Here is a 24,801-nt window from a genome sequence, read left to right as displayed (position 1 = left end):
GGCTCCGCCATGAAGGCCATTGACTAGGAATGGAGTAAATCTTGCCCGGATATGCCAACGATAAAAAGCGGACCATCACCAGACTCCGGCGTGTCGAGGGCCAGGTCAGAGCCATCGAGCAGATGGTCGAGTCAGACACCTACTGCATCGACATCCTCACCCAGATTGCCGCCTCGACCAGCGCACTGAAGTCGGTGGCTCTGACCCTGCTGGACGACCACATGAACCACTGCGTCCGTGAGGCTGCCGAAAAGGGGGGCGAGGAGGCCGACGAGAAGATGCAGGAGGCTTCCGAGGCCATCGCCCGCCTGGTTCGTTCCTAGCAACCCTTGTCAGACAGGTCCAATCCGCCCTTGAATAGCAGTCCATAAGCAACGGGTATAGGCATTCTTCCGGGAATTGCTGAACTTTCGCTTCTTTCCTGTTAGATTGAACCCCAACCCCAGACCGTTCGGTCCTGGGAAGAAGAGGTTGAAGGGGAGAGGCGATGTCGGAAACAAGTTGGGATTGGGCGGCCCTGATAGTGGTCGTCATTCTCTTTGCGGGGCTGGCCCTGCTGAGCAGGAAGACCAAGGTCAACTTCAGTTGGCGGGTCATTATAGCGACGGTGTTGGGAATCCTGGTGGGTGTGGGCTTCTCCGGTCACACGACCTATGTGGGGGCATTCGGCAACGTCTGGTCCGAGGTCATTTCGGCCCTGGTGGTGCCCCTTCTGCTCTTCAGCATCATTGCCAGCATCAGCCGTATCGGAGGGTCTGGTCGGCTGAAAAGCATCAGTGTGAAGACCATCGTTCTACTGCTGGTCAACACCTTCACAGCCGCCGTGATAGCCCTGGTTTTGGGGCTGCTCTTCCAGGTCGGCAAGGGGTTCAACCAGGCCCTGCCCAAGGAGGCCAAGCCTCACGAGGTGCCAGGGGTGCTCGATACCCTGGTCGGTCTCTTCCCCTCGAATCTGGCGGCAAACTGGGCCCAGAACCAGGTCATCCCTGTCGTGATCTTCGCCATCCTCCTGGCCGTCTCTCTGAACAAGGCTGCCTCAACCCCGCGCGGCGAGCAGAGCGTGGCCCCCTTCAAGGCTTTCGTGGAAGCCGGCAATGTGGTCTTGTCCAAGGCCACCCAAATCGTGGTCGGCTTCACCCCCTATGCGGTCCTCTCCCTAATCGCAGCCGCCATTGGTCGCAGCAACCTGAAGAGCCTTCTGCCCCTGCTGGCAGTTCTCTTGGTGGCCTACCTGGGCCTGGCGATTCAGCTCTTCCTGGTCCAACCCCTGATCCTGGCCCTGGTCGGCCGGGTCAATCCTCTGCCCTTCTTCCGCTCCCTTTGGCCGGCGGGCGTAGTGGCCTTCACCTCCGAGAGCAGCATCGGGACCATTCCTGTTACGGTCCGTCAGCTGCGTTCTGCCGGTGTTCCTGAAGAGACGGCTTCCTTCGTGGCCAGTCTGGGAGCCAATCTGGGCATGCCCGGATGCGCCGGGCTCTGGCCAGTTCTCCTGGCGGTCTTCGCTATCAATGCTCAGGGGATTCCTTACACCCCCCTGCGCTTCGCCCTGCTGATCGTCTTTGCTCTGGTGGTTTCCGTGGGGACGGTGGGCGTGCCCGGTACAGCCACGATTACTGCCACTTCCCTCTTCACGGCGGCTGGTCTGCCGGTACCCTTCATCGCTATCATGCAGCCTATTTCCCAGATTGTGGATATGGGCCGCACGCTGGTGAACGTGGCTGGTGCCGCCAATACGGCAGTCATCGTGGCCAGGACCGAAAACGAGCTGGATTTGGACCTTTACCAGGGCCGCAAGGTCTTCGACGACCAGGACATTGAAGCGGACGAGGAGATACAACAGTCAGCAGACTAGGCCTGTACGCGTTCCATTCCTGCGCACATGAGCAGGAAGGCGCCCACCCCGTGCATGTCGTTGATGCTGGTGGGTCGCTGGCAGTATTCCTCATAGCTGCCGGGGCCGGTTCCTATGCAGATGTCGCCGATGAGGAGGTCATCTCCCTGCCACTCAAGGCTTTTTACGACCCCCTCATATCCCTTGTTGGCCGCTTCCAGATAGGCCTTGTCCAGAATGCCTTGGTCTACGGCCTTGCAGATGGCGGCCACGAAGAGACAGGTGCAAGAGTTCTCGGGCCAGTTGCCCGCCTGGCCGACCTTGTCGAGAACCTGCCACCATCGGCCGTCGGGGCCCTGATAGCGGCAGACTGCGGTCAGCAGGTCGCGGACCAGGTTTCGCAGATCCTCGCGCCCCGGGTGGCTCTGCGGCAGCAGTTCCAGTTCATTGACTACTGCCATGGGCACCCAGCCGATGGACCGCCCCCAATATTCGGGCGAGAGACCTGTTACAGGGTCGGCCCAGGGTTCCTTACGATCGGGATCATAGGCGTGCCGCCAGAGCCCGGTTTCAGGTACGCGGGTTTTCCTCTGCATCAGGAGGGCCTGTCTGACGGCCTCGTCCACCAGATTCCTGCGTCCGAAGCGGGTACCGTATTCCACCATCATGGGGCCGCCCATATAGAGCCCATCCAGCCACATCTGCCGCGGTACTCCGTCGTTGTGCCAGAATCCGCCCTCGTCGTTCTTCGGATAGGCTTCAAGGTCGTCGGCCAACTGGTCCAGGCCGGTCTTGTACCGGGAGGATTCGAAATGGTCATAAAGGGGGAAGAGGAGGATGCCTGGCTGGATGTCGTCCAAGCATACGGGATCGTGGTTGAGCACGTGGCCCTGGTCATCCAGGTTGGATTCAATCCAACCCCTTATGTACTCCAGATAGGATTCGTCATTGTTGATCAGATAGGTTTGGTGCACTCCAGACAGAAGGACGCCCTGATGGTAGTGGAAATGGCGGATCGGCGGCAGGTCGGCCGGGTTCGGATACGTGCGGCGGAGTGTGTCGACCGCTGCCTGGGCATACTCCAGTGGTGTTGACGGGGTCTGAACCATGGTGCCTTCCTCGTTGATGGGCTGGTTTCATCGAACATCCTACTGTTTTGCAGCCCGGCCGTCTCCCCTGGAATATCGGTCCGGAGTGTTGCACATACGAGGTTGAAAGCGCCTGCAACTTTCTTGTCGCAGAAGTCGTTGCCTGATAGTTTGAGGCCAATCCAGCGGTGGTGCTGTTCGGCCGTACATCTGCAGATGCGGCATGCCCTACATAGTTTCCGCGAGCGCAACAGTCGGTAATGAGGAGGTCATCATGGCAGAGTTTTCCATGTCGAGGTTCTCTCTGAAGGGGAAGGTGGCCTTGGTGACCGGCGCTGTATACGGGATCGGGTTTGCAATAGCCTCCGCCCTGCATGAGGCGGGCGCGACCATCGTTTTCAATGCTTCAAGGCAATCATCGGTGGACAAGGGGACCCAGGCCTACAGGCAGGCGGGTATCCCAGCCCGGGGCTATGTCTGCGACGTGACCGATGAGGGTGCCGTGGTCGACATGGTCGACCGGATTGACAGGGAGGTCGGCACCATCGATATTCTGGTCAACAACGCCGGCGTCATCAAGCGGGTCCCCATGCTGGACATGACTGTCGAGGACTTCCGCAAGGTGGTGGATGTGGACCTCATTGGGCCTTTCATAGTTTCCAAAGCCGTCCTGCCGGGGATGATCCGGCAGGGACACGGGAAGATCATCAACATCTGCTCGATGATGAGCGAGCTGGGGCGTGAGACCGTCTCGGCCTATGCGGCTGCCAAGGGCGGATTGAAGATGCTGACCCGCAACATCTGTGCGGAATACGGCGGTGCGAACATTCAGTGCAATGCCATCGGACCTGGCTACATCGCCACCCCGCAGACCGCGCCTCTGCGTGAGCGTCAGCCCGATGGGTCCAGGCATCCCTTCGATCAGTTCATCGTTTCGAAGACGCCCGCAGCCCGATGGGGGAATCCCTCGGACCTCCAGGGTCCTGCGGTCTTTCTGGCCTCGTCGGCCTCGGATTTCGTCAACGGGCAGGTGCTGTATGTCGATGGCGGCATTCTGGCCTATATCGGCAAGCAGCCTCAGTAAGGCCGCGGTAAGAAGCTTTCGGGCTGCCTGCCCGAGGGGGTGCAGGGGTTCAGACGGGTAGTGAAATCAATCAGTGCTGAGGGAGAGTAGGCAGAGCATGAAAGTAGCGTTGATCAACGAGAACTCGCAGGCCTCGAAGAACGCCCTGATTTTCGCGACCTTGAAGGAGGTCTGCGATCAGAAAGGGCTTCAGGCCTTCAACTATGGCATGTACGGCAAGGAGGGGGAGAGCCAGCTGACCTACGTGCAGAATGGCCTGCTGGCTTCGATCCTGCTCAACAGCAAGGCGGCTGATTTTGTCATCAGCGGGTGCGGAACCGGCCAGGGGGCCATGACGGCCCTGAACAGTTTCCCTGGAGTGGTCTGCGGGTTGGCCGAGGATCCGACTGATGCCTACTTGTTCAGCCAGATCAACGGGGGCAATGCCCTCTCGATCTCCTTCGCCAAGGGGTTTGGCTGGGGAGCCGAGCTGAATCTGAAGTTGATTTTCGAGCGTCTCTTCGCCGAGCCAGCAGGTGGCGGCTACCCCAAGGAGCGGGCAGTGCCGGAGCGTCGCAATGCCGGAATTCTGCGTGATGTAAAGAATCAGGTCTACCGTCCGTTGCCAGAGGTGCTGGAGCGGATTGACCAGGGCTTCCTTAAAGAGACCATTTCCGGCGAGCATTTCGCAGAGTACTTCATGGCCAATGCGGAGGATGGGAAGATCAAGGAGATGATCGCCGCTCGCCTGTGAAAGCCGCTTGGCAGGCGAGATATAAAAAGACGCCGTCGACAGGGAGGATTCCTTGTCAACGGCGTTTTGTTTGGTGCGAACGGAGGGAGTTGAACCCTCACGAGCATCAGCTCACTGCCACCTGAAGACAGCGCGTCTACCATTCCGCCACGTTCGCAGACAACTGGAAAGGCTAGCACGTTTGTCTATGCAGCGCAATAATGGCGTGTTGGCTCAGCCCTTGGATCCGTGGGCGTAGAACCGGGCCAGCGTCTCCTTCTTGTACTCGTCAAAGTAGCCGCCGTCGATGGACTGACGGATCTCGTCCAGTAGCCTCACGAAGAATCGTTCGTTGTGAATGGTGGCCAGCGTGTACCCGTTGAGCTCATGGGCGCGAAGCAGATGGTCGATGTAGGCCCGGGAGTAGTGGGTGCAGGTGTAGCAGTCGCAGTCCTCTTCGATGGGTCTGAAATCAGTCTTGAACTGGGCGCGCTTGATGTTCCAGCGGCCGTCGCGGGTGAAAACGGCTCCGTTGCGCCCACAACGGGCGGGGGATACGCAGTCGAAGGTGTCTCCGCCGTTTTCCACGCCCGCAAAGATATCGTCCACAGCGGCGATACCCAGCACGTGTCTGGGCCGGGATTCGGGCATTTCGTCGCAGATCCAGGCGCAGGTCTGCCCCAGCAGCCGTTTCTCTATGGCGCCGCCGATGCCCACGCCGTCGAAGTCCAGGGAGGCGATCTGGCGGGCGGCACGTCGTCGCAGGTCCTCATAGTTGGCCCCCTGCACCACGCCGAACAGGGCCTGGTAGGGCTTGCCGGTCCGTGCCTGGGTCAGCCTCTGGTGCTCGTCTACGCAGCGTTTGGCCCAACGGAAGGTGCGCTCCACTGATTGTTCCTGGTAAGTGCGGGTGTTCATAAGGGTGGTCAGCTCGTCAAAGGAGAACATGATATCAGCGCCGATGCGGTGCTGGATACCCATGGAGATCTCGGCCGAGAAACGGTGGCGGTCACCGTTGAGCGGGGACTTGAAGGTGACTCCATCCTCGTCCACAAAGGCCAGGCGCTCCTTGCCTTCGGCGATTACCTGGTCCGACTTCATGCCGGTCACGTCCATGGCCAGGGTCTTCTTGAATCCCGCTCCCAGCGAGAGGACCTGGAAGCCGCCCGAGTCGGTGTAGGTGGGGCCGTCCCAGTTCATGAACCGGGCCAGGCCTCCTGCTTGGTCCAGAATGTCGGGGCCGGGGCGTTCAAACAGATGGAAGGCGTTGGCCAGAAGGACCTGGGCGCCCAGCTGCCGCATTTGCTCGGGCAGGACGGCTTTCATGGCCGCCTGGGTGGCCACGGGGATGAATGCGGGGGTATGGATGTCTCCGTGAGGAGTGCGGATGATGCCGGTGCGGCCGTAGCGGCGGCCATTGTGCCCCAGGCCATCGGGGCTGTCAGGCAGGCGGTTCAGGGTCTCGAATGAGAATGCGGCGCGGTCGCCGGGTCGGCCCGGCGTGGCTCCCAGCGGGTTGGTGATCAGGCTCATGGCTCCACTGTATCCAAGACATCCAACCGTCTCTCTGCTGCCCTGTGTATAGTCGATGTGACTTTCATAGAATGTCCAGACAACATTCAGCATCTCGGCTCTAGACTTGGAAGCAATGCATGCGAGGACCCGCTTCGCCTGTCAGCCGGAAACAGCAAAAAGCGCGGGCGACGGGGTAGATTGACAAGCGTGACCGAATAGCAGGCAGCGGCATCGATCCGAAGGAGCAGAAATGGCTGAAGAGCACAAGGCCGACCCTTGGAGGGGCAGCGATGACGATCAGTCCTGGCAGCCAAGCCACATCGAGCGCGGGGCCGCCAGTCAAGAGCAGGAGACGGGAGCTTCCACAGACCAGACCGACTCTGCTCAAGTCCCCGCGCCAGAAGAAGGGGACCAGCAGACTCAGGCCTGGGACCAGAGGCCCACGACCCCTATTGCCATGCCTGGTGGCGATGCACGGCCCGCGACTACGGAAAACGGGTCGAATGGCGACAGCGGCACCGGGACTTCAGTCTCCGCCTCCAACGGCTCGACTACAGGGCAGGATGCGCCGACGCAGCGGCAGCCTTATTATCGGCCTGCGCCCGAGTATGGAGCATATGCGCCAGCAGGCTCACGTCCGCCTGCCAACAATCAGGGTCAGCAACAACCCAATCAACAACCCAACCAGCAGCCTAACCAAGGATATGGCTCAGGTCCTCAGCAGGGCTTCTTCGGGCAGTACGGCCAGCCAGGCCAGTTCGGTCAGAACGGCCAGCCACGTCAGAACGCCGGCCAGAACCCCCAAGGCGGCCAGCCTTCCGGCCAGGGCCCCTATGTGCCTTTCGGATCCGGCGGCCTCAACGGTCGGCCTGGTCCCGCCCACAACGCCAGCAGCAACATGAGCGGCACGGGCAAGTACGTCTTCACCGCCGTGGTGGCTGCCCTGGTGGCTGCAGCCCTCATGCTGGGCCTGGGCTGGGCGGCTCTGTCCAACGGATGGATCACCCTGCCCTCGTCCTCCTCGCTGAGCGGGGTCTCCTCCAACTCCTCGGGCCAGGGCACAGCCAAGGTCGAGGGCGGGCAGGCTCCTGACTGGCAGGGCATCAGCAAGCAGGTCTCCGAGTCCGTGGTCTCCATCCAGGTGCAGACCAAGAGCGGGGTCGGGGCCGGATCAGGCGCGGTCTTCGACACCCAGGGCCATGTGGTCACCAACAACCACGTGGTCGATGGCGCCCAGGAGATTCACGTCACCCTCTCCAACGGGCAGATGTACACGGCCAAGGTGGTCGGCACCGACACTACTGCCGATCTCGCCATCCTCAGCCTGGATCAGGCGCCCTCCGACCTGAAGCCTGTGAAGTTCGCCGACTCCGAAAAGCTGGCCGTGGGCGAGAACGTCATGGCCATCGGCAACCCCCTGGGCTACGAGAACACGGCCACCACCGGCATTGTCTCGGCTCTGAACCGCCCGGTCTCGGTCATGGACGAGAGCAACAACAATCCCATCGTGACCAATGCGATCCAGTTGGATGCGGCCATCAACCCCGGCAACTCGGGCGGCCCCACCTTCAATGCGGCCGGCGAGGTCATCGGAATCAACTCCTCCATCGCCTCCATGGCCTCCTCCAAGTCCGAGGCGGGATCCATCGGCATCGGATTCGCCATCCCATCCAATCTGGTCAAGCGAGTTGCTGATGAGATCATCAAGGACGGCAAGGCCAAGCACGTCTCCCTGGGCGTCACCATCCAGAGCAGCACGGCCCAGGCCGACGGGGTCACCCGCGGCGGCGCCAAGGTCACCAATGTGGTTTCGGGCTCCCCGGCTGACAAGGCCGGCATCAAGGTCGGGGACACCATCGTGGCCTTCAATGGCCATGCTGTCAACAACAACTACTCCCTGCTGGGCTTTGTCCGGGCTGCAGCCTTCGGCGACTCGGTCAAGATCACTGTGGTGCGCGACGGCAAGACCGCCGAGGTGAACGCCACCTTGGACAGCGAGGAGAAGACCGTTCAGGGCAAGCCCAGGACCAACAGGAGGAATTCGGACGGCAGCGGCCAGGACGGCGACTCCGGCCAGGGCGGTTCGGGCGACGACGATGACTCCATGGATCCCTTCCGCTTCTTCTTCGGGCAGTGATCCGGGATTGAACCCAGGGGCCGCATCCGTCACTTTGGCGGGTGCGGCCCCTTGTCGTATCCGCCGTACACCGCTGGCCCTGGCGCGGTATAGGCTTGAAATGTCAAGAGCAGAAGAGAGCCGTGATCCGGCTACGGCTGTCAGGTAGACGAGTCCGGAGCGGGGAAGTGGTCATGTCAAAAGTCCTGAGTTTCGCCAAGAAAGTCCCCATGCTTTGGGTGGTTCTGGTCTGCGGGCTGGTCATGGGCCTGCTTTGGCACCCCTATCGCCAGGCTGCCCAATGGCTGGTCGCCGTCCTGGTGGCCGTCTCGTTGGTGGATACCCTCAAGGGGATGATCGATGACGTGCGCCAGGGCCACGTGGGCGTGGACATCCTGGCCGTGGTCGCCATCCTCTCCACCCTCGCTGTGCAGCAGTACTGGGCCAGTTGGGCCGTGGTCCTCATGCTTTACTCGGGCGATGCCATCGAGCAGTACGCCGGGAACAAGGCGCAGAACAACCTGACCGTGCTGGTCCAGGCTGCACCCCAGGTGGCCCATGTGGTCCAGGCAGAGTTGCCAGAGGGGGAGCATGCCCTTCCCAAGGAGAGCGACTGGAGCACGGTGGATGTCGATAAGGTCCGTCTGAACGACCTCCTGGTGGTCAAGCCCGGCGAGACCGTGCCCGTTGATGGTGAGCTGATCAGCCCGACCGCCACCCTGGACATGTCCACCATCAACGGCGAGCCCATGCCCCGCAGGCTCTACCAGGACGCCCAGGTCATGTCCGGAGCGGTCAACGGTTCGGGCACCTTCCTGATGCGGGCCCGGCAGCTGGCGCGGGACTCCCAGTACCAGCGAATCCTCAGCCTGGTGCGCTCCGCCCAGAACTCCCGGGCTGCAGTCGTCAGAACAGCCGACCTGATGGCGGTCCCCTTCACCGTGGTGGCCTTCATTATCGCCTGCGTGGCCTGGATCATCTCCGGCGTGCCGACCCGGTTCGCCCAGGTTCTGGTCCTGGCAACCCCCTGCCCTCTGCTGATTGCCGCCCCTGTGGCCTACATGGCCGGGACGGGAAGGCTGGCCAAGGCGGGGCTGCTGATCAAGACCCAGGACGTGATCGAGAATCTGGGCCGGGTCTCGCATATCTTCTTCGACAAAACCGGCACGCTGACCGTCAAACGTCCCCAGGTAGCCAAGATCGACCTCCCTGACGGCGGGAAGCAAAAGGTCGATACAGACCGGATTCTGGCCATGGCGGGCGCTGTGGAATCCTACTCGGTCCACATCCTGGCCAACGGGATCGCTGAAGCCGGGGCCGCCGCCCAGGAGCGGCTGCGGGCACAGAGCAAGGGCCAGACCCACCTGCATGCGCGGGAGGTTCGGGAGGATTCCGGCAACGGGGTCCAGGGCCAGGTCGATGGTCATCAGGTCAAGGTGGGCAGGGCCCAGTTCGTGGCTGACGGACATTCAAGTGATTTATTCGGCCCCCTGGCACCTGACGAGATGGCCTCCTATGTCTCTATCGATGGGGTTTTGGCCGCCAGGGTCGTCATGAAGGACGTACCCAGGTCGGATGCCGCCCAGACCATCACCCAGCTACGAGAGTTGGGCATCACCCGTCTATCCATGGTCACCGGCGACAAGGAGGACTCGGCCCGGATCATCGCCGACCAGGTGGGCATCACCGACGTGCATGCCGGCCTCTTCCCCGAGGACAAGGCCGATCTGATCGCCAAGGCTTCCAGGGAGGAGCCCAACCGTCAGCCATTCTGGGACATCTGGCTGTCCAAATTCCTTGGTGAGTCAGTGACCAAATCCATCACCCTGATGGTGGGGGACGGTGTCAACGATGCCCCGGTCCTGGCCGCCGCCGACGTGGGCATGGCCATCACCGACGGGACCACTACGGCCGCCTCCGAGTCCGCCCAGGCGGTGATCATGAACGACGACATCGCCTGCCTGCCCAGGTCGATCACCATCGCCCGCAGAACCAAGCGGGTCATGCTCCAGGCGGTCATGCTGGGGCTGACCCTGGCCACGGTGGGCATGCTCTGCGCCGCTTTCGACCTGATCCCAGTGGTTGTCGGCGCCTTTACACAGGAGGCCATCGACGTGGTTTCCATCCTCTGGGCCCTGACTGCACTGATAGACCGGGACTAAGGCTATTCGCGACGCTTGGTGAAAGTCCCGGGGATGGAGCCCAACTAGCTCTGTTCCCGCCCTCCGCTTTGAGTTAGGCTGACAAGCATGAGCGATAATAATGTCAACGATTCCACCATGCCCGCACCGGCCCGCGGCGAGGAAGCCGGCTCCCCCCTGCGCGTGGCCGTCATAGGCGCGGGGCCTGCAGGGGTCTATGCCTCTGACATTCTGCTGCGGCAGCTGCGGGAGAAGGGTGCCGACCTGGGTCTGGGCGACCGGGCCCGTATCGATTTGTTCGAGAAGCTGCCCGTTCCCTTCGGCCTGGTTCGTTACGGTGTGGCTCCCGATCATCCCAGCATCAAGTACATCGCCGGCGCCTTGGAGAAGACCCTGGACAACCCCGAGATCCACCTCTATGCGGATGTGGAGTTCGGCAAGGACGTCAACCTGGATGATCTGCTTCAGCGCTACGATGTGGTGCTCTTCGCCACCGGCGCCGTGGACGACCGCCCTCTGGAGATCGCCGGCCACGAACTTGATGGCGTTCATGGGGCCGCTCACTTCGTCGAGTGGTATGACGGCTATCCTGACGCTGACCAGGACTGGCCCCTGGATGCCAAGCAGGTGGCCGTCATCGGAGGCGGGAACGTGGCCATGGATGTCTCCAGAATCCTGATGCGTCGGGCCGACGACCTACTGGGCACTGACATCCCCGATAACGTCTACAAAGGAATTCAGGGAAACCAGGCCCGTGAACTGCACATGTTCATCCGTCGTGGCCCGGCCCAGGCCAAGTTCTCGGTCCAGGAACTGCGTGAGCTGGAGAAGCTGCCCGGAGTGCAAATCGTCATCGACGAGGAGGACTTCGACCTGGACCAGGAGACCATTGACCGGGCCGGTGCCGACAAGCTGACCCGGCAGATGCTGGAGGAGCTCTTCACCATTAGGGAGATGGCCGAGGACATGGCTGAGGACGGCGGCGTCGACTTCGAAGGCAACCCCGCCGACCGCCATTTCTATATGCACTTCTACCGGATGCCCGCCGCAATCATCGGCCAGGACGGCAAGGTGACCGGCATCCGTGTGGAGAAGACCAAGGTCACACCCGAGGGCACCATGGAGGAGACCGGTCAGTACGAGGAGTACCCGGTACAGGCCGTCTATCACGCCATCGGCTACAAGCCTGCCGAGGTTCCCGGCGTTCCTTATGACTTCTCCGGCTACACCCTTTCCAACGTCCATGGTCGCGTGACCACTGCTCCCGAAGGGCAGGACGGCCGACCCATCGACCGTCTTTACGCAACAGGCTGGGCCAAGCGAGGACCTGTGGGGTTGATCGGATCCACCAAGTCCGATGCCTTGGAGACCATCGGTAACATGCTGGATGACCTGGCCGCCAGCCCGGCTCGCGGCCGCTTCGCCAAGGATCGTGACGACGATTCGATTGACCGTTTCTTGGCCGACAAGGGCATCAGGCCCATCGACTTCGCCGGTTGGAAGCGGGTAGATGCCTATGAGCGAGCCGAAGGCGCCAAGGTCGGCCGCGAGCACATCAAGGTCATCGATCCCGACCAGCTTCGCCAGCTCGCCCACGGCGAGTAGGCGATTGGTCTTAGGCCGTCAGTGGCAGGGCCTGGATGAGGTTTCATAAACCACGTCCAGGCCCTGTTTCTTGATCTGGCTACCGGGTGCTCACAGCGGACGGATAGACCCGGCGCAGCTATCATTGTCGTTAGAGCCCTTCACGGAATCGAAGGAGCGTGACATGGCTAATCTGACTCTCTATCCGGCCACCCTCCAGTGGGCCGTTGAGGAGAGCGATGCCGATCCAGTGGCCCTGTCCCGGCGCCGGGGGCTTGGCCAGTTGCCGGATTGGCTGGAATCCAAGGAACCCGTGTCCGTATCCTTCAACAAGGTTGAGCAGCTCAGCAGGGCCCTGCATATACCTTTTGGCGCCTTGGTCAGGTCGGTTGTGCCCCAGCGTCGCCTTGAGCCCCTGGTCCGGTACCGTACCGTAGGCAATACGTCTGTGCAGCCCAGCAAAAACCTGCAGGACACCATCGACCAGATGCGATTCAGGCAGGAATGGGCCAGGGACGAATTGCTTGAGTCCGGCTTGGATGCCAACCCGCTGGTCGGTTCAGTACAGGATGCCGAGCATGACGATGCCCTGGCTGATGCGCTTCGCTCCACCCTTGGACTGGATGGGCGCTCTGCCTGGGAGGGCGGCAATTCCAGTGACCGCTTCCGTCAGATCAAGGAACGGGCATCCAATGCGGGCATCATGATCATGCTCAATTCCCAGGTGGGTTCCGTAAGTTCTCGAAAACTGGATCTTCAGGAATTCCGTGGATTCGTGCTGATCGACGACATGGCTCCGCTGGTGTTCATCAACAGAAACGATTCCTTTGACGGCATGATCTTCACCTTGATTCACGAGGTGGGGCACGTACTGCTGGGCACTCAGGAGCTCTTCGACGGCATTGGCGGCCAAGGGAATCGCAAGGCCATGGAGCGCGCTATAAACCGGGCAGTGGTAAAGGCCGTGATCGACGATGAGCGCTTCCGACAGGTGTGGCGAGAGCAACTGGAAGAGGGGCAAAAGCCAGCCGATGCCGCCGAGTCCATAGCTGATGACTTCCACCTGAGTGCCTTGGCTATGGGTATACAAGCCCATCAGTTCGGCTTGACTGGCGAGGATACGCTTGAGGAGCTGCAGACACGAATGAATCGGCATCTTCAGGACAAGGCAACTCGCCATCAGGATCGGGAATCCCATGGCAATGGCAACAGGACCAACGCCTCCAGGGTCGATACCGGTTTCGTCCGCCTGGTCAATGCCGCCATGGACGGGGGCAGACTGGCTCCGACTGAGGGCTTCGACTTGGTTGGGGTGCGTTCCCCGCAGTCCTATCAGGGTTTGATTCGTGAAAAGAAGCTGATATGACTGCTACTCTCTACCTGCCTGATTCCAACATCTTCATCGCCTCCTACCGGCTCAACCATCCTTTCGACTACAAGGAGTTCCACCCCTTCTGGCGATGGATGGAAAAGCTGGCTGAGGACAAGTCGATTGCCATGGTGGATGTTGTCTACGACGAGCTGGTCAACGAGCAGGCCGCTGATCCCGATATGCTGGTTCTTTGGGTACGTGCAGTGTTCAAAGGCCGCCAAATAAGCCACAAGGACGACAGGTATGCGCAGGTATATGCGAAAATCCAGGATTATCTGGTCACCTGCGGGCAGTATACGGAAGGCTCGCGCCAATACTGGGAGTCAGAGGGCAAGGCGGATCCCTGGCTGATTGCCGTGGCCAAGGTTGAGGGTTCAGTCATTGTGACGGATGAGGCCCGAGTTCCGCTGCAACATGGACAGCACATGAAGAAAGAGCCCAAGATCCCTAACATCGCAGACCAGTTTGGGGTGAAGACCATCAATCTTCGCCGATTCTTCGATACCAACGGGAGGTTGAAGAAGGCCCAATATGTTCCTTCTGAGCCTAAAAGCAGGAGAAAGGCTGCGAGCCAACCAGGCCTGTTCTGAGCAGATAGTAGGGGAGGAGCCCGGCAGTCCCATCTTTTCAGCGGTCGTTCAGCAAAAATTCAGCGGCATTGTCTACCATGGAACCCATGAATGGCAAGCTGAAGGTTCACGGACATTTCAACGGCCTGAAAACGACGCTTTTGTTCGCCCTTATGTGGGCCGTTATTATGCTCATCTGGTGGCTGACCGGCGGTCGCCAGGGGACGCTGGGCATCTATATCCTCATAGGCCTGGCCACCACTTTCGGATCCTACTGGTTCTCTGACAAGGTGGCGATCGCCTCCATGCATGCCCGGCCGGTCAGCGAGCAGGAGGCCCCCGACCTTTACCGGATTGTCCGGGAGCTGTCGGGGAGAGCCGGCAAGCCCATGCCCCGCATCTACATTGCCCCCACTGACTCGCCCAACGCTTTCGCTACAGGCCGTAACGAGCGCCATGCTGCCGTCTGCTGCACCCAGGGGATCCTGCGCATCCTCAACGAGCGGGAGATTCGCGGGGTGCTGGGCCACGAGCTCATGCATGTCTACAACCATGACATCCTGACCTCTGCCGTGGCTTCGGCCATGGCTACGGTCATCACCTACCTGGGTTACTCCCTCATGTATTTCGGCGGTGACAGCCGGGACAGGGATAGTGATTCCGGCGTCTTCGGCCTCCTGGGCGTGCTGATCAGCTCGATTCTGGCCCCTCTGGGTGCCTCCCTGATCCAAATGGCCATTTCGCGCACCCGTGAATATGACGCCGACGAGGACGGCAGCCGGCTGACTGGGGATCCGGCGGCTCTGGCGTCGGCACTGAACAAAATATCCTATGGGTCTCAGGCTGCGCCTATGCCGCAGACCGCCGGCACCCAGAGCGCCGCCGCCATGATGATCGAGAACCCCTTCTCGGTCAAAGGATTCAGCAGGCTCTTCTCCACTCATCCGCCCACCGATGAGCGCATCGCCCGCCTGATGCAGATGAGTCAGGAGATGGGGCAGACCCAGGTGAATTCCGGGCATGGAGCCCAGGTAGGGTACTGAGAGGTCGAGCAGTTTTGCGTCCCTGTCGATAGGAGATGATGCCTGGGATGACGGAGACCATCAATCTGGCCATCGTCGACGATCAGGAGCTGGTCAGAGCAGGACTGGTCACGATACTGGCTGATGAGGACGATATCAACATTGTCGCGGATGCAGCCAGTGCCCGGGAGCTTCTGGAGCACCCTCGCCTGAGAGATGTCGATGTGGCCCTGGTTGACTGCCGTATGCCTGACATTGACGGGATTCGCCTCATCGACATCTTGCGTAAGAGAGGACTGAAAGCCCGATGCATCGCATTGACGGCATTCGACGAGGATGAGAACCTTGTGGGAAGCATCAAGGCTGGAGCATATGGGCACCTGCTCAAAGACGCCGATGCAGAGGAGATCATCGGCACCGTGCATAGGGTCTATAGGGGTGAACGCGTCCTCGGGACTGCAGAGTCGGGTAGGCTGATGGACCTCATCAGCAGGGAAGGCGAACCGTCGCAGCCTGTCAAAGCAGCGGGAGGAGTCGACGTAGCCGACGACTTCGATCGGACTGACCGTCAGATCATCGACATGATTGTGGCTGGTTTAACCAACAGGGAGATTGCCGATCATCTCTGCCTATCCCTGGGCACGGTCAGAAACCGCGTCAGTAGCATTTTCGACAAAACCGGCGTGCGCAATCGCACCGAGTTGGCCATGACCTCAAGGCGGTCATGAGCCCGTCAGAAACTGAGTCGTCTCAGGAGCGGAAACCAGGGTCCCTCCCATACGTGGGCCTGGTGGAGGTCGCTTCGTTCTGCTGCTCCTTCCTGTGGTCAAAATATGGCAATCCTCTCAACTTCTTCCTCTTCCAGACGGTCATGGTGTCGGCCTGGCTGGGTTATAGGCTGATTCGGCGACGTATTCCTGCCCTCATTTGTGGGGGCCTTCTCATCGCGGTTTGTCTGGCAGCCACTCTCTTCGACAATCCGCCGCAGATGTTTCTCACCACCATCGTGACCGTGGATGTTCTCTTCGCCTTTCCGGAGATCTGGACCTGGGTCGCAGTAGGAGGGGAAATAGGGGTCTACATTCTGCATATGGCATGGAGGGGAGAATGGCGACGGGACTCCTGGGGCGATACGGTCCTGAACCTGGCTCTGATCGTCTTCTTCGCGGTGGCTTTCCTCTTTTACGCACGGGCCAGCCGTCTGCTCATTGAAAAGAACCGGCAGCTCGCCAGGCAGTCGCTCACAATAGAGAGCCTGGCCCTAGCTAAGGAGCGGGCAGAGATGGCCTCGCAGATGCATGATTCGATCGGTCAGTACCTATCGGCCATGCACATGGAGCTTGAGGCGGCGCAAAGGACCCTGCACAAGGGTTCATCCATCGACCGGGCCCTCACCCATGTGATCAAGGCCGAAGACATCGATAAGAAGGCACTGGTTCAGGTACGTCAGCAGGCCAGGGCTTTGAACCCGGCTGCCTTTGGCGGGGAGCTGACCAAGGGGTCGATTGTCGGTCTGGCAGACTCCTTTGAATCCACAGGTCTGCATGTGACCGCTACGGTGAATGGGAGCCTGGAGGGCCTGTCATCGCAGAATAAGGTCCTTATCTACCGGGCCTTGCAGGAGACTTTGACCAACGTGGTCCGTCACGCCCATGCCTCCTCCGCCTCGATTGTTATTGATCTGGCACCGAGAACCCTTCGCCTGTGTGTGACGGACGACGGGGTGGGTCCTGGCAAAGGGTCTGGTCGGTTTGTGCCGGGCTTCGGCCTGTCCTCCCTTGAGCAGAGGGTAAAGGACTTGGGCGGCTTCTTGCAGGTAGGACCGGCAGAGACAGCGGAGTCTTCCCGAGGTACCCGGGTAATACTCTCCCTTCCATTGACCGCGGATTCTTGCAGGTAACTTCTGCAGTGCAGCGGACGCAGTGACATTTGTCCTCCTGATGGTGACATCTGTCGGTAGCATCTCCACTATCCGTCGATATAGCTTGGCCCTATGCAATGGGCAGCAATAGACGGTGAAAGGAAAGGACCCGGAACGGAAGGGGCTGAGGGGGGGAGTATTAGGATCGGGTACATCCGCCTGGTGAATTCCTTGTGGAGGGGAAACCGCGGCCTGCAAATCCTGAACATCCTGGCTGGAGCCTGTTCCATGGCCTTGATTCTCCTGGTTCTTGAGGCTATGGTCCGGGGAGGAGAGGGTGCCGATTCGACCACTCCGGTAGTCATGGTAGCCATCTTTCTGACGTCTTCAGCTTCCGTTTCCAAGACCATCAGCGACCATGCCTTCACTGCTCAATGGGACAGGCTCATGCGCATCCGTCTGCTGGGCGCCTCCCCCTGTCGGCTCCTGGGCTCGATACTGGCCGTCCAAGGTCTCATGGCTGCCTTCTCAGGCCTCATTGGCGTGGCTCTGGGCGAGCTGATGAAGCCTCTGGCAAGGCCTGCCATGGCACGGCTGGACATGCTTTTGCCGGAGCATGGCATCCTGCCAAACCTCTCCTCCATTCTTATGACGGTCCTGCTTTCCGTTTTGTGCCAATGTCTGGGCGCCATATTGGCTGCAGTGAGGGTCATCCGAGCTCGGCCCGATTTGCAGTCCATGCCCCGCTCTTCCGGGAGACGGCACCGCGCCCTGTCTACTGCGGCCATGCTCCTGGTGGTCCTTGCGACTTGCATGATGATCTACCTAAAGGGGACTGGAGCGGCCGCCGGCGGTATGGGCATCTTTTTGATTCCTCTCTTGGCATGGGCCTTGATAAGAGTGGGCAGACCCCTATTGAACCGAGCAGCGGGGGTCATCATGGCGGGTTACCCAAAAGGTCCTGTGGTCACCTTGGCTTTGCGCAATCAGGAGACCACTAGGGCGGCCTCGCTCTTGACGATGGTGGTCGTCGCCACTGCAGTTGCCTGCGGACTTTTCGGCTTCTTGGGATACAGCGATGCCAATGCGCGCGCCTCTCTGACCACGGCTCTGGCAGGAGGGTCTGTGATCAGCCCGGTCGGCAGTGACCGAGGGGCTCTGGATCATTGGGCTGCCTATGTTCGGTCGCGCGATACTGATCCTCTTATTCTGGCTCCTGCCACCGTAGTGCCTATGGCAAAGGACGGTGCGGGATGCGACCGGCAAATACGCCGGGCCGCCTCCTACTATCGTGGTGCCTCACGCCTTCAAATAGATGGCGATCTGAGTCGGATTTTTCCGTCGGCAGCCCTGCATCCTGCGCGGGATAGTACAGGATTGGACGGGCTCGATGGGGTGGTGGCTTCCAGTCCGGAGGTGGGTGCGGGTCTGTCCCTCGGCGCGCCGGTCTGTATTGATGATGGGAACGGACCAGCTCGACGGAGTCGGATTGCGGCTATAGCTGACCTGCCGGGTGGAATGGGTCAGTACTTCATCCCCTCGCATCTATCTACTTCTACCTCCCGAAATGCATGGAAGACCGGATATGAACGTTGGGGCGGGCGCACTCCCCTGGCTCTGGTTTCGTCACAGGTGGGTGGCCGGGAGGTGCCGACAGGGGTCGTTGACCAGACGGCTGAAGCATGGGTGGCGAATCTGCCGACTGGCAAGATCTATGCACAGACCGGAGGGGAGGGGATGAAGGAAATGGCCGTCATCGTCTACCCGGTCTTGGTCATATGTGCCGTGGGCGTCCTGTCGCTGATCTTCACCATGGTTGAGGAGAGGCGTAGGACCAGGGCCGTGGCCGTCCTTCTTGATTTGGGAGTTTGGCGGTATGGATGCAGTGGGACGTTAAGGTACCTGAGCGAAGTCTTGCCGGCCTTCCTGCTGGCCTGCGCCGGTTCGCTCCTGGTTGTCAACCTCTGCTCTCACCCGCAGTCAGTCGAACTCTATGGAGGTATCTCCTTTTACTGTCCCGCTGGGCAGCTGGGTCTGCTTCTGGCGGTGGTCCTGGCGATGGGGCTGGTGGCCCTGGTCGCCCACATGATTTCCTATGTTCGTCTGGTCTGTCAGGGATGAGCAAAGCAGCCTGTGGTGGACTGGAAATAAGTGAGAGCGCCATGAAATGAGACGGAGTCTTACATTCGGCGGTTGTGAGCGGATGTTTTGAAAATTGCGTGTAAGAAGGCTGGGCGTGAGAAGGAGGGATGTATGGAAACAGGACATGATGGATGGGATGCAAGAAAATCTCAGGTAACTGCCCAGGGTGTGGGCCCGGATGGTGGCGGTACGGTCTTGCGGGCCAGGTCCGTTTGCTACGACTACTCGGAAAATGGACGACGCAGGCATCGTCTGCTGGGAAAGTCGTATGACAGGAATGGCCCGGCACCTCAAATCGGGCCAGTCAATATAGAACTGCAAGATGGCTGTATTACGGCACTGATCGGACCCTCGGGATGCGGGAAGTCCACTGTGCTCAAGCTGCTTGCCGGCATCCTGACCCCCTTGCGAGGCCAGGTCTGGTATGAGCATCGGGATATTGCTCGGCAGTCGGATTTTCGCCGGGCAAGGCTTCGCAGGACCGAATTCGCCTTCATTTTCCAGGATTACATGCTGGTCGATTCTTTGACGGTCGCCGAGAATATCATCCTGCCGCGGTCCTTGAATGGTTCAGCCACCGATGATGGTGCTGTACGTCGGGCTCTGGCCTGTGTGGACCTGCCGACCGGTGTAATGAGGCGAAAGGTGGGCGAGCTGTCAGGAGGTCAACAGCAGCGGGTGGCCATCGCTCGGGCCATGATCATGGATGCGCAGGTTCTCTTCGCGGATGAGCCCACCGGCAATCTGGATCCCAGAGCCCGTGAGGACACCCTTGATGCCATCCAAGCAGCCATGAGTGCGGGACTCAAGGCCAGCCTTCTGGTTACTCATGATGCCAGGGTGGCTTCCAGGGCCGACAGAATTCTGTATATGCAGGATGGGAGGATTTGCGGTTCCTATCCCCATATGGATCAAGAGGATATAGAGCGGCTCCTTCTGTCCGGGTCGGAGTAGGAGGAGCCGCTGAGGTCGATTCAAAGCTGAATTCTGTGCCCGTTACAGACCACGGTTTTGACGGACCAGTCAGCCGGGTTCAGGAGGAGGAGGTCGGCCGCATAGCCGGGTGCCAGCAGACCCAGCGGAGCACCGGTGATCGGGTTGGAGCGGTCCAGTCCCAGGGCCCGGGCAGGCGTCAGCGTGGCGGCTTCCACGGCCTGGGGGGCCGGGAGGCCAATGGATTGGACGGCTCTGCCGACTGCCACATCCAGGGTCAGGGTTGAGCCGGCGATGGCCCCGTTGGAGGTCAGACGGGCGTGGCCGCCCTTCACTGTTACGTCCAGGGAACCCAGCTTGTAGGCGCCGTCCTCGCAGCCGGTGGCCTCCATGGCGTCGGTGACCAGGGCTATCCGATGGGGGAAGAGCCTGAAGGCCAGGTCGACGCAGGGGTCCTGCACATGGAAACCGTCGTTGATCAGCTCGGCCGTAACCCGGCGGTCCTCCACGGCGGCTGGAATGGGGCCCGGCTGACGGTGGTGGATGCCGTTCATGGCGTTGAAAACATGAGTGAGTATACGGGCGCCGGCATCGAATGCGCGGCGGGTCTGGTCATAGTCGGCATCGCAATGGCCAACCGCAGGCACCACACCGGACTTGGCCAGGCGGGATATGGCCTCGTAGCCATGGTCGCGCTCGGGGGCCAGGGTCACCTGGCGTATGCAACCGTCGGCAGCCTCCAGGAGATTGTCAAGAACCGCTGGCTCAGGATCGCGCAGGCACTTGGGATCGTGCGCGCCCTTACGGGAGAGTGCGATGAAGGGCCCTTCCAAGTGGGCGCCCAGCACGTCGGGCCTGGAGTCCATGACCCTCTTGACTGAGCGCAGATTGGTGCACATCGTGTCGACCGGATTGGTGATCAGGCTGAGCACCTGCCTGGTTGTTCCATGGACCATATGGCAGGCCCTGGCTGTGCGAATGGCCTCGTCGCCGTCGTCAAATGAGTGAACCCAGCCGCCGTGGGAGTGGATGTCGATGAACCCGGGGGTGAGGATGAAGCTGGCTGCATCGATGAACTCAGCACCGTCCGCATTCACGTCATGGGTATCTGACCTAGGCAGGAAGGAGGGCGGCAGGCTGGGCAGGCCAGCGGCCCTCAGGGCGGATTCCAGGCTCTCTCTGCCTTGCCCGACCTGCTCAATCCTGCCATCCAGAGCCAAAATCCAGCTGTTTTCCCTGATTCCTCGAGCGTCTATCAGCCTTGCGCCAGTCAGGACAAGGGGATGGGCCGGTCCGTGGAGGGATGATTCAACCGCGAGCCCCGCCGACTCGTATGCTTCCTTGGACATGTTTGGTTTGCCTTCTAGATGGACTGCCAGTCAGGCTTGTTGGCATATGCCCACTTGTAGTAGTCGCGGTTGCGCAGGCGGGAGGCGGCGGCCTCGTCCACGATCACAGTGGCGTGGGGGTGCATCTGGAGGGCGGAGGCCGGGCAGAAGGACGATATGCCGCCCTCTACGCTCTCGGCCACGGCTTCTGCCTTACCGGCACCAAAGGCCAGGAGAACCAGCTGGCGTGCCTTGAGGATGGTCCCGATTCCCTGGGTGATGCAGTGGGTGGGCACCTGATCCATATCATTGTCGAAGAATCGGGCATTGTCGATGCGGGTCTGCTCGGTCAGTGTCTTGATGCGGGTGCCCGAAGCCAGGGAGGATCCAGGCTCATTGAAGCCAATGTGCCCGTCTGTGCCGATGCCCAGGATCTGCAGGTCGACTCCGCCGGCATCCTTGATTGCCTGGTCGTACACGCGGCCAGCGTCCTTGATGGTGTCCAGGTTTCCGTTTGGCACCTGCACCTTGGCAGGGTCCAGGCCCAGAGGCTCGACCACGGTCCGGTTGATGGTGGACCGGTAGGACTGGGGGTGGGCCGGATCCAGGCCAGCGTACTCGTCCAGGGCGAATCCGCGCACCTGGGAGACATCGATACCTTCCTTGTGAACCAGGTCGGCCAGCGCCTGGTATGCCGCCAGGGGGCTGGACCCCGTTGCCAGACCCAGCACGCAGTCAGGCTTGCGCCGGATCAGGTCGGCTGTGCAGCGGGCATAGATTTTCCCTGCTTCCTCCTGGGACTTGACGATGATGATTTCGGTCATGATGCGATTTCCTTTCCAATAAGCTCAGATGGGCGGCTGTCGGCGGCCATGCGTCCTGCCAGGGCGGCGCCGATGGCTGCGATGGGCAGGTCGGCTGGGGCCAGACGCAACCGGTCGGGTAGCCTCAGCGAGGCGATGAAGTGGCTGCAGGCCGCGCTCTTATTCAGATGCTCGGTGACCAGATCCAGCAGGGGCTGGCCGGTTTTGCTCATGCCCCCGCCCAAGATGATGACTGCGGGGTCGATAGCCAGGGCCACGATCTGGACAGCCAGGGCAATGCCATGGCCGATGATGTCCTGGACCTCCTTGGCGTGCTGGTTCCCCTTGCTTGCCTGAGCAATCAGGTCAGGCAGGGGGTGGGCGATTCCCGGCCAAAGGGTTTCCACTGCCGCACCTGAGGCCACGGTCTCCAGACAACCACACTGGCCGCACTTACAGGGGAACTGGTGGGCATCCACTGATATATGGCCAATTTCGCCGATTGCCCCGCTGGCTCCGTGTTCGATCCGACCCTCACGGATGATGCCCGCTGCCAGACCGGTGCCTAGGTTGATGAAGGCCACTACGTGGTCGTCCTGGTCGGGCAGGGCCCTGGGTCCGTCACGCCCAGGCTCTGATGCGGATCGTCGGGCCTGGTCCCGGGCAGCCTCGGAGTGGGGTGTGGTTCCAGGGGCTATCAGGGTGTTGTCAGCCTGCGAGGCAGCTCCCAGAGCAGCGATGTTGACATCGTTCTCGACGCGGACGGGCAGACCGGTCGTCTTGGCAACGGCAGGGCCCAGAGCCATGTGGCGGATTCCCAGATTGACTGCGTCGTCCACCATTCCACGGTTTGCATCCACGCGCCCCGGGATCCCCAGGCCTACGGTGACCGGCCCCCGATTCAGGCCAACCGGATCCAGTAGGTGGTGGATAAGTGTCACGGTGTCGTCATGAACCGCTTGGTTACCCTTGCGCGTGGGTATTCGGTGGCAAGCCAGCAGGCGCTTGTCGCCGTCTATGGCCACGCCTTCGATCTTGGTACCGCCAATGTCAATTCCTAGGCTGATCGGACCGGCCTGGACGCTATCTGTATCCGCCTCGGGATGCGGGGTCGATGCTGCCATGGATTTCAGCGGGCCTGATCCTGCTCCGCCTGCCCCTGTCCGCAAGCCTTCTTGATGGCCGTAGCGATGGAGACCGCCGGGTCGTTGTAGGGGATCAGGGTGGACTGGAAGGCATGGTAGAGGTCGGACTTACCGGGCCAGACCGTGCCGATCACGTGGTTGTCGGCATCCAGCTGATGCCACCAGGACCCGCCTTGGTGATCAATCAGATAGTGGTCTACATAGCTGCAGAAGGTGGCGTACCAGTCAGCGTAGGTGGCCTTGCCGGTGGCTGCGTAGAGGGTGGACGAAGTGTTCAGGGCTTCGGCCAGGGTCCAGTGCATGCGGTCGTGGACCACCGGGCGGCCCTGCCAGTCCGTGGTGTAGACCAGGCCTTCGGCCCCGTCGGCGGCCCAGCCATCCTCAACAGCCCTGGCGAACAGGTGCTCGGCTGCCTCGATGTAGCGGCTGCGGTCGGCCTCCCGATCGAACCTGCTTAGGGCGTACTGGGTGATTAGCCTGGCCCATTCGATTCCGTGGCCCGGCGTGGCCCCGTAAGGCTTGAACTGGTCGGCCTTGTTGTCCTGGTTGTAGTCCAGGTCGGCCTGCCAGTCGCTGTTGAAATGTTCGGGGATGCGCCACTGGTTGTTCTCAGCCCAGCTGATGACCTGGTCGATGATGCGACCGGCGCGCTCGCGGTAATCCTCCTTGCCGGTGGCGTCGGCCACGGCCAGGAAGGCCTCGGTGCTGTGCATGTTGGCGTTGAGCCCCCGGTAGGGGTCCAGACGGGTGAAGCCGCTGTCCCAGGTGTCGACGGCCAGGCCCTTGTCGTCATCCCAGAAGTAGCGGTTGAAGATCTCCAGCGCCTGATCCAACAGGTCCTGTCCGTCAGGGTCGCCCGCCAGCATGGCCGAGGAGGCAGCCAGGACTACGAAGGCATGGGTATAGCAAGTCTTGCCGCTCTCGGGCTGGCCCTGCCAGGAGACCGAGGGGTACCAGCCGCCGTGTTCGTCGTCGTGCAGGTTGCCTTGAAGGGCCTGAACACCGCGATGGGCCAGCTCCGATGCGCCCGGGTAGCCCAGGAGGCTGCCGATGGCGTAGACATGGGTCATCCTGCAGGTGATCCAGGTCTGGATTCCCTGCTCGGGGTCGATGCTGCCGTCGTCATTGAGCCAGCCGGCGCCGCCCTGCTCGGTGGGGAACCCCCGCCCGAAGTCCAGGAAGCTATAGGTTTGCGAGGCCATGAAGATGCGGTTGGCTTCGTTGCCCAGCAGGTAACGGGGATTTATGGCGGACAGTGAGGCTCCCGAATGGTTCGGTGTCGTGGTCATGGCGATCGCTCCTTTGCTCAGCGAGGGGATGCAGCTGTTTCTGGTATCTGTTCATAGCCTAACACGTAATTGTTAGGGAACTGAACTTTTTGCTGACTGCCCCGTTGTCTTGTCTATGATGCTAGTGCGCAGTCTTGAAAAATGAACCGCTCTGGTGTCGCAATGACGAGGTCTGAGCCTGCCCGGAAAAGGGCGTTTACAATATAAGATGCAAGTATGGATGGGCGCGGTCACGGGGTTCAAGGCCCAATCCCCACGGCGGGTCC

Annotated in this window: 20 protein-coding genes and 1 tRNA gene; 14 read left to right on the top strand and 7 right to left on the bottom strand. The window is 61.0% G+C overall.

Going from position 1 to position 24,801, the window contains the following annotated elements; all coding sequences use genetic code 11:
• Positions 1-41: 41 nt before the first annotated feature.
• Both H3T93_RS08325 and H3T93_RS08320 read left to right on the top strand, forming a co-directional pair.
• Positions 42-323 carry a metal-sensitive transcriptional regulator gene (locus tag H3T93_RS08325; RefSeq protein WP_024627554.1) on the top strand — a complete coding sequence of 94 codons (282 nt, stop codon included), beginning with the start codon at positions 42-44 and terminating at the stop codon, positions 321-323.
• Positions 324-487: 164 nt separating this feature from the next.
• Positions 488-1,852, top strand: coding sequence for a dicarboxylate/amino acid:cation symporter (locus H3T93_RS08320; RefSeq protein ID WP_144178593.1), 1,365 nt, complete (start codon positions 488-490; stop codon positions 1,850-1,852).
• On the opposite strand, the gene H3T93_RS08315 is transcribed toward H3T93_RS08320, so the two are convergent.
• The gene (locus H3T93_RS08315) at positions 1,849-2,940 is read right to left on the bottom strand and encodes a glycoside hydrolase family 88/105 protein (protein ID WP_144178592.1); all 1,092 of its coding nucleotides are present in this window, start codon (positions 2,938-2,940) and stop codon (positions 1,849-1,851) included. The two genes, H3T93_RS08320 and H3T93_RS08315, sit on opposite strands and share 4 nt — an antisense overlap.
• A gap of 253 nt (positions 2,941-3,193) precedes the next feature.
• Between H3T93_RS08315 and H3T93_RS08310 the strand changes: the two genes are divergently transcribed.
• Entirely contained in the window at positions 3,194-4,003 is an 810-nt protein-coding gene (locus H3T93_RS08310; protein WP_144178591.1) for a gluconate 5-dehydrogenase, read from the top strand.
• Positions 4,004-4,100: 97 nt separating this feature from the next.
• A complete protein-coding gene (locus tag H3T93_RS08305) occupies positions 4,101-4,736 on the top strand; it encodes an RpiB/LacA/LacB family sugar-phosphate isomerase (protein ID WP_144178589.1) in 636 nt (211 codons plus the stop codon).
• A 71-nt stretch (positions 4,737-4,807) separates the two neighbouring features.
• Here H3T93_RS08305 and H3T93_RS08300 read toward each other — a convergent pair.
• Positions 4,808-4,893 (bottom strand) — tRNA-Leu (locus H3T93_RS08300).
• 56 nt (positions 4,894-4,949) lie between these two features.
• Complete coding sequence (gene tgt / locus H3T93_RS08295) at positions 4,950-6,248, bottom strand: tRNA guanosine(34) transglycosylase Tgt (RefSeq protein ID WP_144178587.1); 1,299 nt, start codon at positions 6,246-6,248, stop codon at positions 4,950-4,952.
• A gap of 232 nt (positions 6,249-6,480) precedes the next feature.
• Between tgt and H3T93_RS08290 the strand changes: the two genes are divergently transcribed.
• From H3T93_RS08290 to H3T93_RS08245, 10 genes are all read left to right on the top strand, one after another.
• On the top strand, positions 6,481-8,367 hold the full coding sequence (locus H3T93_RS08290) for a S1C family serine protease (protein WP_144178586.1): 1,887 nt from the start codon (positions 6,481-6,483) through the stop codon (positions 8,365-8,367).
• A gap of 173 nt (positions 8,368-8,540) precedes the next feature.
• The gene (locus tag H3T93_RS08285; RefSeq protein ID WP_144178585.1) at positions 8,541-10,508 is read left to right on the top strand and encodes a heavy metal translocating P-type ATPase; all 1,968 of its coding nucleotides are present in this window, start codon (positions 8,541-8,543) and stop codon (positions 10,506-10,508) included.
• A 117-nt stretch (positions 10,509-10,625) separates the two neighbouring features.
• Positions 10,626-12,092 (top strand): FAD-dependent oxidoreductase, encoded by a 1,467-nt coding sequence (locus H3T93_RS08280; protein WP_144178660.1) that lies wholly within the window; start codon positions 10,626-10,628, stop codon positions 12,090-12,092.
• A gap of 163 nt (positions 12,093-12,255) precedes the next feature.
• Positions 12,256-13,437 (top strand): ImmA/IrrE family metallo-endopeptidase, encoded by a 1,182-nt coding sequence (locus H3T93_RS08275; protein WP_144178584.1) that lies wholly within the window; start codon positions 12,256-12,258, stop codon positions 13,435-13,437.
• Positions 13,434-14,033: a DUF4411 family protein gene (locus tag H3T93_RS08270; protein WP_144178583.1), complete on the top strand. Its 600-nt coding sequence runs from the start codon at positions 13,434-13,436 to the stop codon at positions 14,031-14,033. Before H3T93_RS08275 ends, H3T93_RS08270 begins: the two co-directional genes overlap by 4 nt.
• Positions 14,034-14,119: 86 nt before the next feature.
• Positions 14,120-15,055: a zinc metalloprotease HtpX gene (htpX, locus tag H3T93_RS08265; protein WP_046322188.1), complete on the top strand. Its 936-nt coding sequence runs from the start codon at positions 14,120-14,122 to the stop codon at positions 15,053-15,055.
• A gap of 47 nt (positions 15,056-15,102) precedes the next feature.
• Positions 15,103-15,762, top strand: coding sequence for a response regulator (locus H3T93_RS08260; protein WP_186363999.1), 660 nt, complete (start codon positions 15,103-15,105; stop codon positions 15,760-15,762).
• Positions 15,759-16,934 carry a sensor histidine kinase gene (locus H3T93_RS08255; protein ID WP_144178580.1) on the top strand — a complete coding sequence of 392 codons (1,176 nt, stop codon included), beginning with the start codon at positions 15,759-15,761 and terminating at the stop codon, positions 16,932-16,934. Before H3T93_RS08260 ends, H3T93_RS08255 begins: the two co-directional genes overlap by 4 nt.
• Before the next feature lie 249 nt (positions 16,935-17,183).
• Positions 17,184-19,016: a hypothetical protein gene (locus tag H3T93_RS08250; RefSeq protein WP_144178578.1), complete on the top strand. Its 1,833-nt coding sequence runs from the start codon at positions 17,184-17,186 to the stop codon at positions 19,014-19,016.
• A gap of 132 nt (positions 19,017-19,148) precedes the next feature.
• On the top strand, positions 19,149-19,991 hold the full coding sequence (locus H3T93_RS08245) for an ABC transporter ATP-binding protein (RefSeq protein ID WP_144178576.1): 843 nt from the start codon (positions 19,149-19,151) through the stop codon (positions 19,989-19,991).
• A gap of 20 nt (positions 19,992-20,011) precedes the next feature.
• Here H3T93_RS08245 and nagA read toward each other — a convergent pair whose 3' ends face one another.
• From nagA to H3T93_RS08225, 4 genes are read right to left on the bottom strand one after another with little or no spacing between them, the layout of a single operon-like run.
• Complete coding sequence (gene nagA / locus H3T93_RS08240) at positions 20,012-21,319, bottom strand: N-acetylglucosamine-6-phosphate deacetylase (RefSeq protein ID WP_144178574.1); 1,308 nt, start codon at positions 21,317-21,319, stop codon at positions 20,012-20,014.
• 14 nt (positions 21,320-21,333) lie between these two features.
• Positions 21,334-22,122 (bottom strand): glucosamine-6-phosphate deaminase, encoded by a 789-nt coding sequence (gene nagB / locus H3T93_RS08235; RefSeq protein WP_046322199.1) that lies wholly within the window; start codon positions 22,120-22,122, stop codon positions 21,334-21,336.
• Positions 22,119-23,225, bottom strand: coding sequence for an ROK family protein (locus H3T93_RS08230; protein WP_144178572.1), 1,107 nt, complete (start codon positions 23,223-23,225; stop codon positions 22,119-22,121). Before H3T93_RS08230 ends, nagB begins: the two co-directional genes overlap by 4 nt.
• Positions 23,226-23,230: 5 nt before the next feature.
• Entirely contained in the window at positions 23,231-24,535 is a 1,305-nt protein-coding gene (locus H3T93_RS08225; RefSeq protein ID WP_144178570.1) for an AGE family epimerase/isomerase, read from the bottom strand.
• Positions 24,536-24,801: the final 266 nt, after the last annotated feature.

The organism is Bifidobacterium sp. M0404 (assembly GCF_016101415.1).
Classification (GTDB): Bacteria; Actinomycetota; Actinomycetes; order Actinomycetales; family Bifidobacteriaceae; genus Bombiscardovia; species Bombiscardovia polysaccharolytica.
This window is presented reverse-complemented; position numbering and strand designations above follow the sequence as displayed.